A 13,179-nucleotide genomic window follows, 5' to 3' on the forward strand; every position below is an offset into this window, starting at 1 on the left:
GCAGGCGATCAGGCCCGCAGGGCCTGAGACTCGCCGAGGACGACCCCGCGGAGGCGGGGTCGCAAACAAGAAACTCAAACAAAAAAAGGCCGGAGACGCTCTGGGCGGCTCCGGCCATATTCAGTCTGTTCGTTCGCAGGAGGAACAAGGTGAGGCGGGGGGAGGGGAGAGGGAGAGAGAGGCCTCCCCCCGCCAAACTGGAGATTAGTTGTAGGCGCGCTCCCCGTGTTCGGAGATGTCGAGGCCGTTGACTTCGCTTTCCTCGTCCACACGCAGGCCGGTGACGGCCTTGGCGATGAAGATCGCGATGGCGGTGCCGACCGCGGCGAGGGCGATGGTGAAGGCCGAGGCGAAGGCCTGGACGCCGAGCTGGGAGACCATGTCGTAGTCCTCGCCGCCCGGGCCGCCCAGACCGGGGGCGTAGACGATGGCGGTGCCGATCGCGCCGACGATGCCGCCCACCCCGTGGATGCCGAAAGCGTCGAGCGCATCGTCATAGCCGAGCGCCGGCTTCACCTTGGCGACGAAGAAGTAGCAGACGATCGAGGCGACCGCGCCGAGCAGGATCGCGCCGAAGGGGCCCGAGTTGCCCGCCGCCGGGGTCACCGCGACGAGGCCGGCAATCACGCCCGAGCAGAAGCCCAGCGCCGAACCCTTGTGGCCCATGGCCCGCTCGGTCAGCATCCAGAAGAGGCCGCCCGCCGCCGTGGCAACGAAGGAGTTGATCATCGCCAACGCAGCCGAGCCGTTGGCCTCCAGCGCCGAACCGGCGTTGAAGCCGAACCAGCCCACCCACAGCAGGCCCGTGCCGACCATGGTCAGCGTCAGGCTGTGCGGCGGCATCGGCTCGTTGGGATAGCCGCGGCGCTTGCCGAGGATGAAGGCCGCGACCAGCGCCGAGATGCCGGCGTTGATGTGCACCACCGTGCCGCCGGCGAAATCGAGCGCGCCCATCGCGAAGAAGAAGCCGCGCGCTTCCCACACCATGTGGGCAATCGGGAAGTAGACGATCGTCAGCCAGACCAGCGTGAACACCATCGTGGCCGAGAACTTCATCCGCTCCACCACCGATCCCAGCACCAGCGCGGCGGTGATCGCGGCGAAGGTCATCTGGAAGCTGATGAAGATGTATTCGCTGATGACCTCGTCGGTGAAGGTCGCCGCGGTCGAATCCGGAGTGACCCCGGCGAGGAAGAACTTGCCCCAGCTGATCCATTCGTTGCCTTCGGGACCGAAGGCGAGGCCGTAGCCCCACATCACCCACACCAGCATCGCCAGCGAGGCGGCCGCGCCGATCTGGGTCATGGTCGAGAGCATGTTCTTCGAGCGGGTGAGGCCGCCGTAGAACAGCGCGAGGCCAGGCAGGATCATCAGCAGCACGAGGACGGTCGCCGTCATCATGAAGCCGTTGTTGCCGGGGTTCGGCACGGCGGGCGCGGCCTGGGCCACTTCGGCGACGACTTCGGCCACCTCGGCCGCGGGAGCAGCAGCGAGCGCGGGCGCGGCCAGCAGCACAGCCCCCGTCATGAAGGCTGCGGTGTTAACGAGAAAACGCTTCATGGACTTGCCCCCTCAGAGCGCGGTTTCGCCGGACTCGCCGGTGCGGATGCGGGTTGCCGAGGCGAGATCGAGGACGAAGATCTTGCCGTCGCCGATCGCTCCCGTGTTGGCGACCTGCTGGATGGTTTCGACCACCTGCGCGGCGATCTCGTCGCTGGCGGCAATCTCGAGCTTCACCTTGGGAAGCATGTTGGTGGAGTATTCGGCCCCGCGGTAGATTTCCGTCTGGCCCTTCTGGCGGCCGAAGCCCTTGACCTCGGTCACGGTCAGCCCGGCGATGCCGATGCCGCTCAGGGCCTCGCGCACGGTGTCGAGCTTGAACGGTTTGATGATGGCGATGATGAACTTCATCTGTGGCCCCTGTTGCGCCGGATTTTTCCGGCCACCGGAGACACAGCAACAAGCGTGCCAGATTTGTGTAACGCATCTGACGCAATGGAATCAGCGCGTTTCTTCGCACCTGCGGTAGAATACGTGCCTAATTTTTCATCATGTGATTAACTTATGAGCAAGTTTGGCGACGAACTGCGCCGCTAGCCCTCGGCGTCGGCGATGAACCTGTCGGTGGCGCGGGTCGGAAGGCCGTCGATGCTGCGCGTGCGTGCGGCCATCTTCGCCGTCCATGCCGCCGGATCGGACTGGCGGTGCGCTTTCTTCAGCGTCTCGCGTTCGCCCTCGAGCGTCATGAAGGGCACGCCCCAGCCGCAGGAGGACTGCACGCTTTCGACCGCGATGTCGAAGATCTGGCGGGTGCCGGCGATCATGGTGAAATGGCCGGCGAGCTCATCCCAGCCCGCGTCCTGCGGGAGGACGGGCGCCCCCCGCCCGTAGATCCGCAGGATCAGGGCCGGCTGCCGGAAGTTGCAGAACATCACCGTGATGCGCCCGTCCGCGGCAAGGTGGGCATGGGTCTCGTTCCCCGACCCGCCGAGGTCGAGATAGGCGACCCGGTCCGGCGCGATCACGCGGAAGGCGTCATAGCCCTTGGGGCTGAGGTTGATCCGGCCCTCGGCCGCCGCTGTCGCCACGAAGAACACCGGCTGGGCGGCGATCATGGCGATGTGCTTCTCGGTGAGCGTGTCGGTGAAATCGGCCATGCGAACCCTCCTCGCGCCAGCTCTAGCACAGGTGCGCGGACGCGACAGGAGCCTTTCCTACAGCGGCCGGGGCGCGTTAGGCTGCGCGTGGCTCTTTCGCATTGTCGACGCCCCGGCAGGACACGCAATCGCCGTGCACAGTGTCAACTTCGGTTTTGCGCCCTATCACACTGAATTATAGAGAAAATTCCTGTAGGATTACGAAGTTTACAGTGTCAACTTTGTAAACTTCGCGGGGCCCTTACAGGAAATCGCGCAAGGTCGCGATGAAGCGGTCGAACTGGTCGTGGTGGAGCCAGTGGCCCGCCTTCTCGAACTCGATCACCCTCGCGGTGTTGAAGTGGGCGATCCGTCCGTCCCTCTCCGGGTTGGAAGCCCAGGAGTCCGCCCCGTAGAGCAGCAGCGTCGGGCAGGTGATGGCTCCCCACAACTGCTCGATGAACTCGTCGCCGATGTCCTCGACCGGCCAGACATTGAGATGCGGATCGAACTTCCAGCTATAGGTGCCGTCTTCGTTGCGGTTGACCCCGTGGACGGTGAGGTGGCGGGCCTGATCCTCGGTGAGGTAGGCGTTTTCCTCGATCATGCGGGCGAAGGCGGCCTCGATGCTCTCGTATTTGCGCGGGGTGCGCCCGGCGGCCTTGCGCTTCTTCTCGATCCATTCGGCGAGGCGTTCGGGATAGGGCTGGCTGCGCTGCTTCTCGCGCCATTCGGGCGAGGGGCCGAGACCCTCGATCGCGACGAGCTTCGTCACCATGTCGGGAAAGGCCCCGGCATAGCGCAGCGCGACGTTCCCGCCCATCGAATGCGCCACCATCCTGACCGGCCCGACACCGAGCTGGTGGATCAGCTGGGCAAGATCGTAGACCATGTCGGCGGCGGAATAGACCCCGTCCGATACCCAGTCGGAATCGCCATGCCCGCGGTGGTCCATGGCGATGACATGGTAGTCCTCGCGCAGCGCCTCGGCGGTCCAGTCCCAGCTGCGGGCATGGTCGCGCCCGCCATGCACGAGCACCAGCGGCGGCTTTCCGCGCCCGCCCCAGTCGAGGTAGTTGAGGCGAAGGCGCTGGGAGATGAAGGTCTGCGAGGTCGGGCCGGCGGTCTGCATGGATGATGCTTTGGCCAAAGCTTGCGCTTTGGGCAAGTCACCCGCGCTCCCGTTGGAGTCGAGCGCAGTCGAGACACCCCGATCAAGCCTCTCGACTTCGCTCGAGGCGAACGGGGGCGGGTTCTACCGTTCCTTCGTGGCCGAGAAGGTCAGCTCCGGGTTCTTCTCCACCTGGTAGCTCACGTCCCACGGGCTCTTGGCCATGAACACGAGGTCCCCGTCGCGGTCCTTGGCGAGGTTGGCGCGGTTGAAGCTGGCGAAGCCGTCCAGCGCCTTGGCGTCTCCCTTGATCCAGCGCGCGGTGGCAAAGGGCGACGGTTCGAGCGCGGCTTCGACCTTGTATTCCGCCTCGAGCCGGCTGATCAGCACCTCGAGCTGAAGCTGGCCGACCACGCCGACGATGTGGGCGGAGCCGATCTCGGGGTAGAAGACCTGGATCACGCCCTCCTCCGACAGGTCGTCGAGAGCCTTCCGCAGCTGCTTTGTCTTGGTCGGGTCCTTGAGCTGGACGCGGCGCAGGATTTCGGGCGCGAAGTTGGGCAGGCCCGTGAAGCGGACCTGGTTGCGCTCGGAAAGGGTATCGCCCACCCGCAGGGTGCCGTGGTTGGGAATGCCGATGATGTCACCCGCCTCGGCCGTGTCGGCAAGCTCGCGGTCCTGCGCGAAGAACAGGATCGGCGAGTGGACCGCGATGGGCTTGCCCAGCCCGCTCGGCGTCAGCTTCATTCCCCGTTTGAAGGTGCCCGAAACCTGCCGCATGAAGGCGATGCGGTCGCGGTGATTGGGGTCCATGTTGGCCTGGACCTTGAAGATGAAGCCGGTGACCTCGTCGCGCTCCGGGCTGATCTGCTCCTCGCCCGCCGGCTGGGGGCGCGGCGGGGGCGCGAAGCGGGCGATGGCGTCGATCAGCTCGGTGACGCCGAAGTTCTTGAGCGCCGATCCGAAGTAGACCGGGGTGAGGTCGCCGTGGCGGAAGGCCTCGAGGTCGAATTCCGGATAGCCGCCGCGCGCCAGCTCGATCTCGTCGGCGAAGCGCTGGGGGATCGCCGCGGTGTCGCGGGTGCCGAGGAACTCGCGGCTCGGCCCCTCGGGACGGCTGACGGTCTCGGTGGCGAAATCGAGCAGGCCCTCGAACTCGCCGCCCATGCCGATGGGCCACATCTGCGGCGAGACGTCGAGCGCCAGCATGTCGGCGACCTCGTCCAGCGTCTCGAAGGGGTCGCGGCCCTCGCGGTCGACCTTGTTGACGAAGGTCAGGATCGGGACGGAGCGCAACCGGCACACCTCGAACAGCTTGCGGGTCTGCGGCTCGATGCCCTTGGCGGCGTCGATCACCATCACCGCGCTGTCGACGGCGGTCAGCGTGCGGTAGGTGTCCTCGGAAAAGTCCTCGTGACCCGGCGTGTCGAGCAGGTTGAAGACGATCCCGTCCTTCTGGAAGGTCATCACCGAGGACGTGACCGAGATCCCGCGCTGCTGCTCGATCTTCATCCAGTCCGACCGCGCCCGCCGCGCCGCCCCGCGCGCCTTGACCTCGCCCGCAAGGTGGATCGCGCCGCCCTGGAGCAGCAGCTTCTCGGTCAGTGTAGTCTTCCCTGCGTCAGGGTGCGAGATGATCGCGAAGGTGCGGCGATTGGAGGTCACTGGTTGTCGCGTGCGACGCGGAAGCCCGCGAAGTCCTGGTTGACCGGCATCAGCTCGATCCGGTTGATGTTGAGATGCGGCGGGAGGCTGGCGATCCAGCCGATGGTATCGGCGATGTCCTCGCCGGTCATTGGGTTGACGCCGGCATAGAGCTTGTCGCTGGCTTCCTGGCTGCCGGTGCGCACGAGGGTGAACTCGGTCTCGACCATCCCCGGCTCGATGCTGGTCACGCGCACACCGGTGCCGTGGAGGTCCGCGCGCAGAGCAAGCGTGAAGTGGTTCACGAAGGCCTTGGACCCGGCATAGACGTTGCCGCCCGGATAGATGTAGCTCCCCGCGACCGAGCCAATGGCGATGATCGCGCCCTTGCGCTCGATCAGGCCGGGGAGCAGCTTGCGGGTCAGCACCACCATTGCGGTGATGTTGGTGTCGATCATCGTCTGCCAGTCGTCGAGACTGGCGTTCTGGGCGGGCGACAGCCCTTGCGCGAGGCCGGCGTTGTTGACCAGCAGGTCGATCTCGCGGAAGGCCTCGGGGAGCGAAGCCAGCGCGGCATCGAGCGCGGCCGTGTCCCGCACGTCGAAGCAAAGGGCATGGACCTTGTCCGCGCCCAGCTCCGCGACCAGCGCGTCGAGCCGCTCCTGCCGCCGTCCGGTGGCGACGCAGCGCCAGCCGTCCGCGACGAGGCGGCGCACGGTGGCAAGGCCGATCCCGGCGGTGGCACCGGTCACGAAAGCAGTTCTGGTCATCCGCGCAGCTCCCCGCCCAGCTTGGTGGCGGCGGCGACAACCTTATCGGCGATGGCCTTGAGGTCGGCGTCCTTGAAAGAAGTCTCGCCCGGCTGGAGGGTGACTTCGACGGCGATGGACTTCTTGCCTTCCGGCACGCCCTGCCCGGCAAAGACGTCGAACACGCGCACGGCGGTGATGAACCCCTTGTCCGCACCCTGCACCGCGCGCACGAGGTCGCCCGCCGCCAGCGTTGCCGGGACGAGGAAGGCGAAATCGCGGGTCACGGCCTGCAATGCCGGCGGCGTGAAGCCCGGACGCGCGAAGGCCGCGCCCTTCTTCGCCGGGATCGCGTCGAGGAACAGCTCGACCGCGGCGATGGGCCCGTCGGCGTCGAAGGCCTTGAGCGTCGCCGGATGCACCATCCCGAAGCGCGCCAGCACGACCTTGGGGCCGAGGCGCAGCGTCGCCGACTGGCCGGGGTGGAACTGCGGTCCCGCCTCGCCCATCACCATCAGGTTCGCCACCGGAGCCCCGGCGGCTTCGAGCAGCTGGAGCGCGAGCGCCTTGGCGTCATAGGCGTCGAAGCTCTTGGCCTTGCCGCTCTGCCAGCCGCGCGGGATCTTCTCGCCCGCGAGCACGATGCCGAGCGTCGGCTTTTCGTCGCTGAGGCCATCGGTCCCGCGGAAATAGCGCCGCCCGATCTCGAAAAGGCGCGAGGAGGCCGCGCCGCGATCGGCGTTGCGCTTGGCCGCCATGAGGAGGCCCGGAAGCAGCGAGGGGCGCATCGCCTTCATGTCCTCGCTGATCGGATTGGCGAGCACCCAGGGGGTGTCGTTGCCGTCGGAGAAGTGGTTCGCGGCCCATTCAGGCAGGAAGGACCACGTGACCGCCTCGTTGAGGCCGCTGGCGGCAGCGGCACGGCGCAGGCCGCGCTCAAGCTTCTGCTGCGAGGTGGCGGTCGGCCGGGCGACACCCTCGACACGCGGAAGCGCGACGCTCGCCACCTTGTCGAGGCCATGGATGCGCACGACTTCCTCGACCAGATCGGCCGGGCCTTCGATGTCGTGGCGGCGCAGCGGGCAGGTGACCTGCCAGTCCGCGCCGACGCTGAAACCGAGGCTTTCGAGGATGCGCTTCTGTTCGCCCTCGGGCACCTCCACACCGCCGAGGCGGGTGGTAAGGACCGGGTCGAAGGCGACGACCTTGGCCTGCGACGGGGGCGAACCGGCGCGCACCGCCTCGCTCGGCGTGCCGCCTGCAAGTTCCACGATCAGGCCGGTCAGCAGGTCGAGACCCGTGTCCAGAAACTCAGGGTCGACGCCCCGCTCGAAACGGGTGCGGGCGTCGCTCGACAGGCCCAGCTTGCGCCCGGTCGCACCGATGCGCGCGGGATCGAAATAGGCGATTTCGAGCAGCACGTCGGTGGTCTCGTCCGAGACACCCGAATGTTCCCCGCCCATGATCCCGGCGATGTCGTGCACGCCCGCATCATCGGCGATCACGACCATTTCGCTGTCGAGCGTGTAGGTCTTCTCGTTCAATGCCAGCACCTGCTCGCCGTCCTTGGCGCGGCGGGCCACCACCGCGCCCGAAAGCTTGGCAAGATCGTAGGCGTGCGCCGGACGTCCGAAGCCGAGCATCAGGTAGTTGGTGAGGTCCACCAGCAGCGAGATCGGGCGCTGGCCCGCGCTCTTGAGGCGCGCTTGGAGCCAGTCGGGCGAGGGGCCATTGCGCACCCCCTTCACCACCCGCCCATAGAACGCCGGGCAGCCCTGCGGATCGTCGGTGCGGATATCGACCGGGCACGCGCCGCTCGCCGTGAAGGCGGGCATGGCGACCGGCTTCAGCGTCCCCAGACCCTTCGCCGCCAGATCGCGGGCGATGCCGTAGACGCCCATGCAATCGGGGCGGTTGGGGGTCACGGCGACCTCGATCACAGGGTCGGAGCCGTGGTAGTCGGCAAAGCTGGTGCCGAGGGGCGCATCGTCGGGCAGTTCGATGATCCCGTCGTGATCGTCGCCCAGTTCGAGCTCCCGGGTCGAGCACATCATGCCGTTGCTCTCGACCCCGCGGATCGCGCTCTTGCGCAGCACCATGCCGTTGGCGGGCACGATCGCGCCGGGCAGGCCCAGCACGCCCTTCATCCCGGCGCGGGCATTGGGCGCGCCGCAGACGACTTGCAGCGGCTCGCCCTCGCCCGTGTCGACCGTCAGCACCTGGAGCTTGTCGGCATCCGGATGGCGCGCGGCGGTCAGCACCTTGGCGACGCGGAAACCGGCGAGCTTCTCCGCCGGGTCCTCCACCCCCTCGACCTCGAGGCCGATGGCGTTGAGCGCGTCGCAGATCTCCGCGACGGTGGCGTCGGTTTCAAGGTAGTCCTTGAGCCAGGTCAGCGAGAACTTCATGCACGCGCTCCCACGCCGGCGGACAAGGTGGGCTGGTCGAAGGGCGAGAAGCCGTAATGCGCCAGCCAGCGCGGATCGCCGTCGAAGAAGGCGCGCAGGTCGTTCATCCCGTATTTGAGCATCGCGATGCGGTCGATCCCGAGGCCGAAGGCGAAGCCCTGCCACTCCTGCGGGTCGAGCCCGCCGGCGGCGAGAACGCGCGGGTTCATCATCCCGCTGCCGCCCAACTCCATCCACGCATGGCCCGGCGCATCGCCGTGCCCGCCGACGACCCGGCGGCCACCCTCGTTCGAGTAGCCCACGTCGACTTCGACGCTCGGTTCGGTGAAGGGGAAGTAGGAGGGCCGCAGGCGCAGCACGATGTCCTCGCGCTCGAAAAAGGCCTTGAAGAAGGTCTCCAGCGTCCACTTGAGGTGGCCGAGATGGATGCCCTTGTCGATCACCATGCCTTCGACCTGGTGGAACATCGGGGTGTGGGTCGCGTCGCTGTCGGAACGATAGACGCGACCCGGGGCGATCACGCGGATCGGGGCGCCCTGCTGGATCATCGCGCGGACCTGCACCGGCGAGGTGTGGGTGCGCAGGAGGATGTCCTTCCCGTCCGCCGTCTTGTCCGGGAAATAGAACGTGTCATGCATCGCCCGCGCCGGGTGAGTCTCGTCCATGTTAAGCGCGGTGAAGTTGTGCCAGTCGTCCTCGATCTCCGGGCCGGTGGCGACCGCGAAGCCGAGGTCGGCGAAGATCTCGACGAGCTCGTCCATGACCTGCGAGACGGGGTGCACCGAACCCTTGGGAGCGACCTGTGCCGGAAGCGTCAGGTCCACCGTCTCGCGCGCCAGCTGCTCCTCGAGCGCGGCGGCTTCGAGCGCGGCCTTCTTGGCGTCGAGCGCCTCGGCAATGCTCGCGCGGGCCGACTGGATCGCAGGCGCGGCGGCGGTCCGCTCCTCGGGGCTCATGCCGCCCAGGGTCTTGAGGGCGAGGCTCACCCAGCCCTTCTTGCCGAGCGTTTCGAGCCGCTCGGCCTCGAGCGCATCGAGGCTGTCAGCCGCCGCGATCGCGGCGAGCGCGGCCTGTGTCTGGGATGTGATGTCGGTCATGGTTTTCGAATGGTCTGCCCGCGGGATTTCGCCGCCGCCCGCTAGCGGCAAATCGCCCGGATTGCAAAGCGCCAGTGCCGCGCCGGCGCGGTCAGCGCGGCGTCGGGGGCGGCGGCGGGTCGAGCGTCTGCGCCGCGCTTCCCCAGACCCGCGCGCGGGCCTCCATGAACGAGGTCAGGATCGGATGGTCGAGCGCGGCATATTCGCTCGGGTTCATGGTCATGAACTCGCGGAACTCGCGGGTGAACTGTGCCTGGTCGTGGTAGTGGGCATCCATCGCCTCGGTCCAGCGGGTGCCGCGGTGGAGCATGAAGGTCGTCAGGCTGCGCATGAATCGCTGACGGCGCATCAGCAGCTTGGGCGAGAAGCCGAAATAGCGCGCGCAGATCCGCTCAAGCGTGCGGATGCTCATCGCGCAGGCGTCTGCCAGATCGTGGACCGAGGCGTGATCGCCGCTCACCAGCCCGGCGTGGACGCGCGCAATGCGCGGCTCGTCGCGGTTGCGGCGCATCGCGGCGGTCATGGCGGCGACGATCGCGTCATATTGCTCGTCGAGCGTTGCCTCGGGGTCGCACAGCACCTCGGTGAGACCTGCGAAATGGGCGAAAGCCGGGTGCGCGGCGCCGTCGCAGACGATGTTCGCGCAGGCGCTCGCATCGGCATTGAAGAACCGGGCCCAGCCCAGCGGGAGGAAGCCCACACCCCACATCCGCACCGGGCCCAGCGCAAAGCGGCAGGGCAGCGCGCTCGGCCCGGTGCCGACGAAACGCGCGCCGCTCACCCGGCTTGCGGCGATTTCAGCCTCAGGCGCTGTGCCGCAGAAGAAGCGGATGTTGGCCCATTCGGGCTGAAGGTAATCGGCCACCCGCGCCGCGCCTTCGGGAAGGTCGAGCGTCAGGTGATAGAAGGTCGTGAAGCAGCCCGCGAACTCGGGCGGCGGTTCGCGGAACTCGGCCGAGAGCCGATAGGCCTGAAGCGACGCAAAGCGCCGCGCGGCACGCTGGTTATCTCCATCCCCCATGGGTGCAGATAGCCGCAGTTGGCGCAGTTATACAAGAGGCGTGACGGGTTTCTACAAGGCGCACGCGAAAGGGGCAGGCTCCCGGCGGGAACCTGCCCCTGATCTGCGTGCCGGGCCGGAGCCGCGGAAGGCTTACGCCGGCAGAGCCGCCTTCGCCTGCTGGATCACGGCCTTGAAGGCGCCGCCTTCGTTCATGGCGAGATCGGCCATTGCCTTGCGGTCGAGCTCGATGCCGGCCAGCTTGATGCCGTGCATGAACTGCGAATAGGTCAGGCCTTCCATACGGACGGCAGCGTTGATGCGCTGGATCCAGAGAGCACGGAAGGTCCGCTTCTTCACCTTGCGGTCGCGGTAGGCGTACTGCCCGGCCTTCTCGACCGCCTGACGAGCGATGCGGATGGTGTTCTTGCGGCGACCGCGATAGCCCTTGGCCTGGTCCAGAATCCGCTTGTGCTTGGCGCGGGTGGTAACACCCCTTTTGACGCGTGCCATATCAGTATATCCTTATCTTGAGATGTCGGGGCCGATGGCCGCTCGCATCAATCCAGCCCGTAGGGCGCCCACTTCTTGATCGTCGGCGTGTCATTGGCCGACAGGACCGAGGTGCCGCGGTTGGTGCGGATATACTTCGCGTTGTGGCTGATCAGGCGGTGACGCTTGCCAGCGACGCCGTGCTTGACCTTGCCGGTGGCGGTGATCTTGAAGCGCTTCTTCACACCGCTCTTGGTCTTCAGCTTGGGCATTTTCATCTCCTGCAAGAGACACGTCGGAACCGGCCATGGCAGCCCTTGTCGCCAGGCTGGCTGATTGATTCGTGTCGGTGAAGTGCGCGCGCTTAGGCGGGAAGGACGCGAAAGGCAAGGCATATGGCGCCGAGGCATGGATCGCAGATGGTGCGGCGCCGGGTGCGACGGGGGCAGTCATGGTGAACGCAAGGCCCGTTCCATCGGGGATCCTGTAGGGAAATTCACCAAGCCCAATTCCGATAAACCCTTAATTTACCATCTCCGGGTTAGTTGACGCCCAACGAACGATTTCGCCGAGCTACGCCGGGATCAAGGCCAAGTGCCTGATCCTTCAGCGCTCCGGGATCACAAAGGGGTGTCGCACATGTATCTCAACCGGCTGACCGGCGCTGCGCGCGCATCAGATGCGGCGCGTGCCGTCGCAGGCCGGAGGCTAACCCGCATCCTTAACTCACATGCCCGGCCGACGACGCGCGCGAGCGACCGCCGCGACGCCGCCCGCCACGCCATTACCGCCAACTGAGACGCCAGAAGAGGACCAGATCTTGCGAACCTCCGTTATCCCGGTCGCCGGCCTTGCCGCGCTTGCCGCTGCGCCGCTGGGTGCCCAGAACCTCACCTACGAGATGAATGCGCAAGTGACGCCGCGCTGCGGGGTCTACTCGTCGTCGGGCACGGTGATCGACGTCAATTTCGGCTCGTTGGCCGATGTTGCCACGACCGCGACCGTCAGTGTCGGAGCGGGGAGCGCCACCTATCGCTGCAACGGGCGGACCGGTTTCACCCGCACCATCACCTCGCAGAACAACGGCTGGCTGACCCTCGATGGCAATCCGACCACAGATGCCAGCCGCCGCATCCGCTTCAACATGCAGCACGGCGGCGGCAGCGGCATGGGCTTCCCGACCCAGCAACTGACTGCGCCGTTGAGCCGCAGCTTCCCCGGCAATCCGACCTGGCTTGCCGGACAGACCGGGGGAATCACCTTCCAGGCCTTCGGGGTACGCGGTGCCCCTGCCGCCAACGGCGTGCCCGGCACGACCGTGCTGGCGGGCAATTACCGCGACACGGTGACGATCACGGTCACCGCCAACTGACCGACCAACTTGTTCAAGACCACCCACAAAAGGACCAGACCGATGAAGAAGATTGCCCTCCTCGCTGCCGGGATCGCCGCTTTCGCCGCCGTGCCAGCTTCGGCCCAGAGCCTGACCTACAACCTCAACGCCCAGGTCGCGCCGTCGTGCGGCGTGTACAATTCGAGCGGTTCGACCATCGCCGTCGACTTCGGTGAACTGGCCGCCGTTGCCACCAGCAGCACGGTTGATGTCGCTGCCGGCGAGGCGACCTACCGCTGCAACAGCGTGAACGGCTTCACCCGCACGATCACCTCGCAGAACAACGGCTACCTGACGCTCGACGGCAATGCCACGACCGACAACGCCCGCCGCATCCGCTTCAACATGGCGCACACCGGCAACTCGGGCCTGTCGTTCTCGGCCCAGCAGCTGACCTCGCCGGTCAGCGGGACCTTCGGCGGCAGCACCGCCTTCCTTGCGGGCGAAACCGGCAACGTCAGCTTCCAGGCTTTCGGCGTGCTCGGCGCGACCGGCGGCAACGGCGCGCCGGGGACCACCGTCTACGCGGGCAACTACCGCGACACCGTGACGATCACCGTCACCGCGATCTGATCCTTGCGGGGCCACGGCCCCGTCAGGACCCACAGGAAGTGGTGGAGCCCGCCGGGTTCCACCACTTTTTTTGTGC

The 13,179-nt window shown here is 66.9% G+C and carries 13 protein-coding genes; 2 read left to right on the plus strand and 11 right to left on the minus strand.

The window, feature by feature from the left end; all coding sequences use genetic code 11:
• Positions 1 to 204 precede the first annotated feature (204 nt).
• The 11 genes from CBR61_RS01060 to rpmI form a co-directional block, all read right to left on the minus strand.
• The gene (locus CBR61_RS01060) at positions 205 to 1,527 is read right to left on the minus strand and encodes an ammonium transporter (protein ID WP_088912699.1); all 1,323 of its coding nucleotides are present in this window, start codon (positions 1,525 to 1,527) and stop codon (positions 205 to 207) included.
• Positions 1,528 to 1,572: 45 nt separating this feature from the next.
• Positions 1,573 to 1,911 carry a P-II family nitrogen regulator gene (locus tag CBR61_RS01065; RefSeq protein WP_088912700.1) on the minus strand — a complete coding sequence of 113 codons (339 nt, stop codon included), beginning with the start codon at positions 1,909 to 1,911 and terminating at the stop codon, positions 1,573 to 1,575.
• A 182-nt stretch (positions 1,912 to 2,093) separates the two neighbouring features.
• Positions 2,094 to 2,657 (minus strand): pyridoxamine 5'-phosphate oxidase family protein, encoded by a 564-nt coding sequence (locus tag CBR61_RS01070; protein WP_088912701.1) that lies wholly within the window; start codon positions 2,655 to 2,657, stop codon positions 2,094 to 2,096.
• A 241-nt stretch (positions 2,658 to 2,898) separates the two neighbouring features.
• Entirely contained in the window at positions 2,899 to 3,768 is an 870-nt protein-coding gene (locus CBR61_RS01075; RefSeq protein WP_088912702.1) for an alpha/beta fold hydrolase, read from the minus strand.
• A 123-nt stretch (positions 3,769 to 3,891) separates the two neighbouring features.
• On the minus strand, positions 3,892 to 5,412 hold the full coding sequence (locus CBR61_RS01080; RefSeq protein ID WP_088912703.1) for a peptide chain release factor 3: 1,521 nt from the start codon (positions 5,410 to 5,412) through the stop codon (positions 3,892 to 3,894).
• The gene (locus tag CBR61_RS01085) at positions 5,409 to 6,161 is read right to left on the minus strand and encodes an SDR family NAD(P)-dependent oxidoreductase (protein ID WP_088912704.1); all 753 of its coding nucleotides are present in this window, start codon (positions 6,159 to 6,161) and stop codon (positions 5,409 to 5,411) included. Before CBR61_RS01085 ends, CBR61_RS01080 begins: the two co-directional genes overlap by 4 nt.
• Positions 6,158 to 8,548 (minus strand): phenylalanine--tRNA ligase subunit beta, encoded by a 2,391-nt coding sequence (pheT, locus tag CBR61_RS01090; protein ID WP_088912705.1) that lies wholly within the window; start codon positions 8,546 to 8,548, stop codon positions 6,158 to 6,160. The genes CBR61_RS01085 and pheT overlap by 4 nt, the downstream gene beginning before the upstream one ends.
• The gene (pheS, locus tag CBR61_RS01095; RefSeq protein ID WP_088912706.1) at positions 8,545 to 9,645 is read right to left on the minus strand and encodes a phenylalanine--tRNA ligase subunit alpha; all 1,101 of its coding nucleotides are present in this window, start codon (positions 9,643 to 9,645) and stop codon (positions 8,545 to 8,547) included. Before pheS ends, pheT begins: the two co-directional genes overlap by 4 nt.
• Before the next feature lie 91 nt (positions 9,646 to 9,736).
• On the minus strand, positions 9,737 to 10,666 hold the full coding sequence (locus CBR61_RS01100; RefSeq protein WP_088912707.1) for a helix-turn-helix domain-containing protein: 930 nt from the start codon (positions 10,664 to 10,666) through the stop codon (positions 9,737 to 9,739).
• 132 nt (positions 10,667 to 10,798) lie between these two features.
• The gene (gene rplT, locus CBR61_RS01105; protein WP_086737378.1) at positions 10,799 to 11,158 is read right to left on the minus strand and encodes a 50S ribosomal protein L20; all 360 of its coding nucleotides are present in this window, start codon (positions 11,156 to 11,158) and stop codon (positions 10,799 to 10,801) included.
• 47 nt (positions 11,159 to 11,205) lie between these two features.
• Positions 11,206 to 11,409: a 50S ribosomal protein L35 gene (rpmI, locus tag CBR61_RS01110; protein ID WP_026092007.1), complete on the minus strand. Its 204-nt coding sequence runs from the start codon at positions 11,407 to 11,409 to the stop codon at positions 11,206 to 11,208.
• A gap of 548 nt (positions 11,410 to 11,957) precedes the next feature.
• On the opposite strand from rpmI, the gene CBR61_RS01115 reads away from it, so the two are divergent.
• Together CBR61_RS01115 and CBR61_RS01120 are read left to right on the plus strand one after the other, a co-directional pair.
• Positions 11,958 to 12,509 carry a hypothetical protein gene (locus CBR61_RS01115; protein WP_088912708.1) on the plus strand — a complete coding sequence of 184 codons (552 nt, stop codon included), beginning with the start codon at positions 11,958 to 11,960 and terminating at the stop codon, positions 12,507 to 12,509.
• 42 nt (positions 12,510 to 12,551) lie between these two features.
• Positions 12,552 to 13,103: a fimbrial major subunit CsuA/B family protein gene (locus tag CBR61_RS01120; protein ID WP_088912709.1), complete on the plus strand. Its 552-nt coding sequence runs from the start codon at positions 12,552 to 12,554 to the stop codon at positions 13,101 to 13,103.
• Positions 13,104 to 13,179 lie beyond the last annotated feature (76 nt).

Source organism: Porphyrobacter sp. CACIAM 03H1 (assembly GCF_002215495.1).
Lineage (GTDB): Bacteria > Pseudomonadota > Alphaproteobacteria > Sphingomonadales > Sphingomonadaceae > Erythrobacter.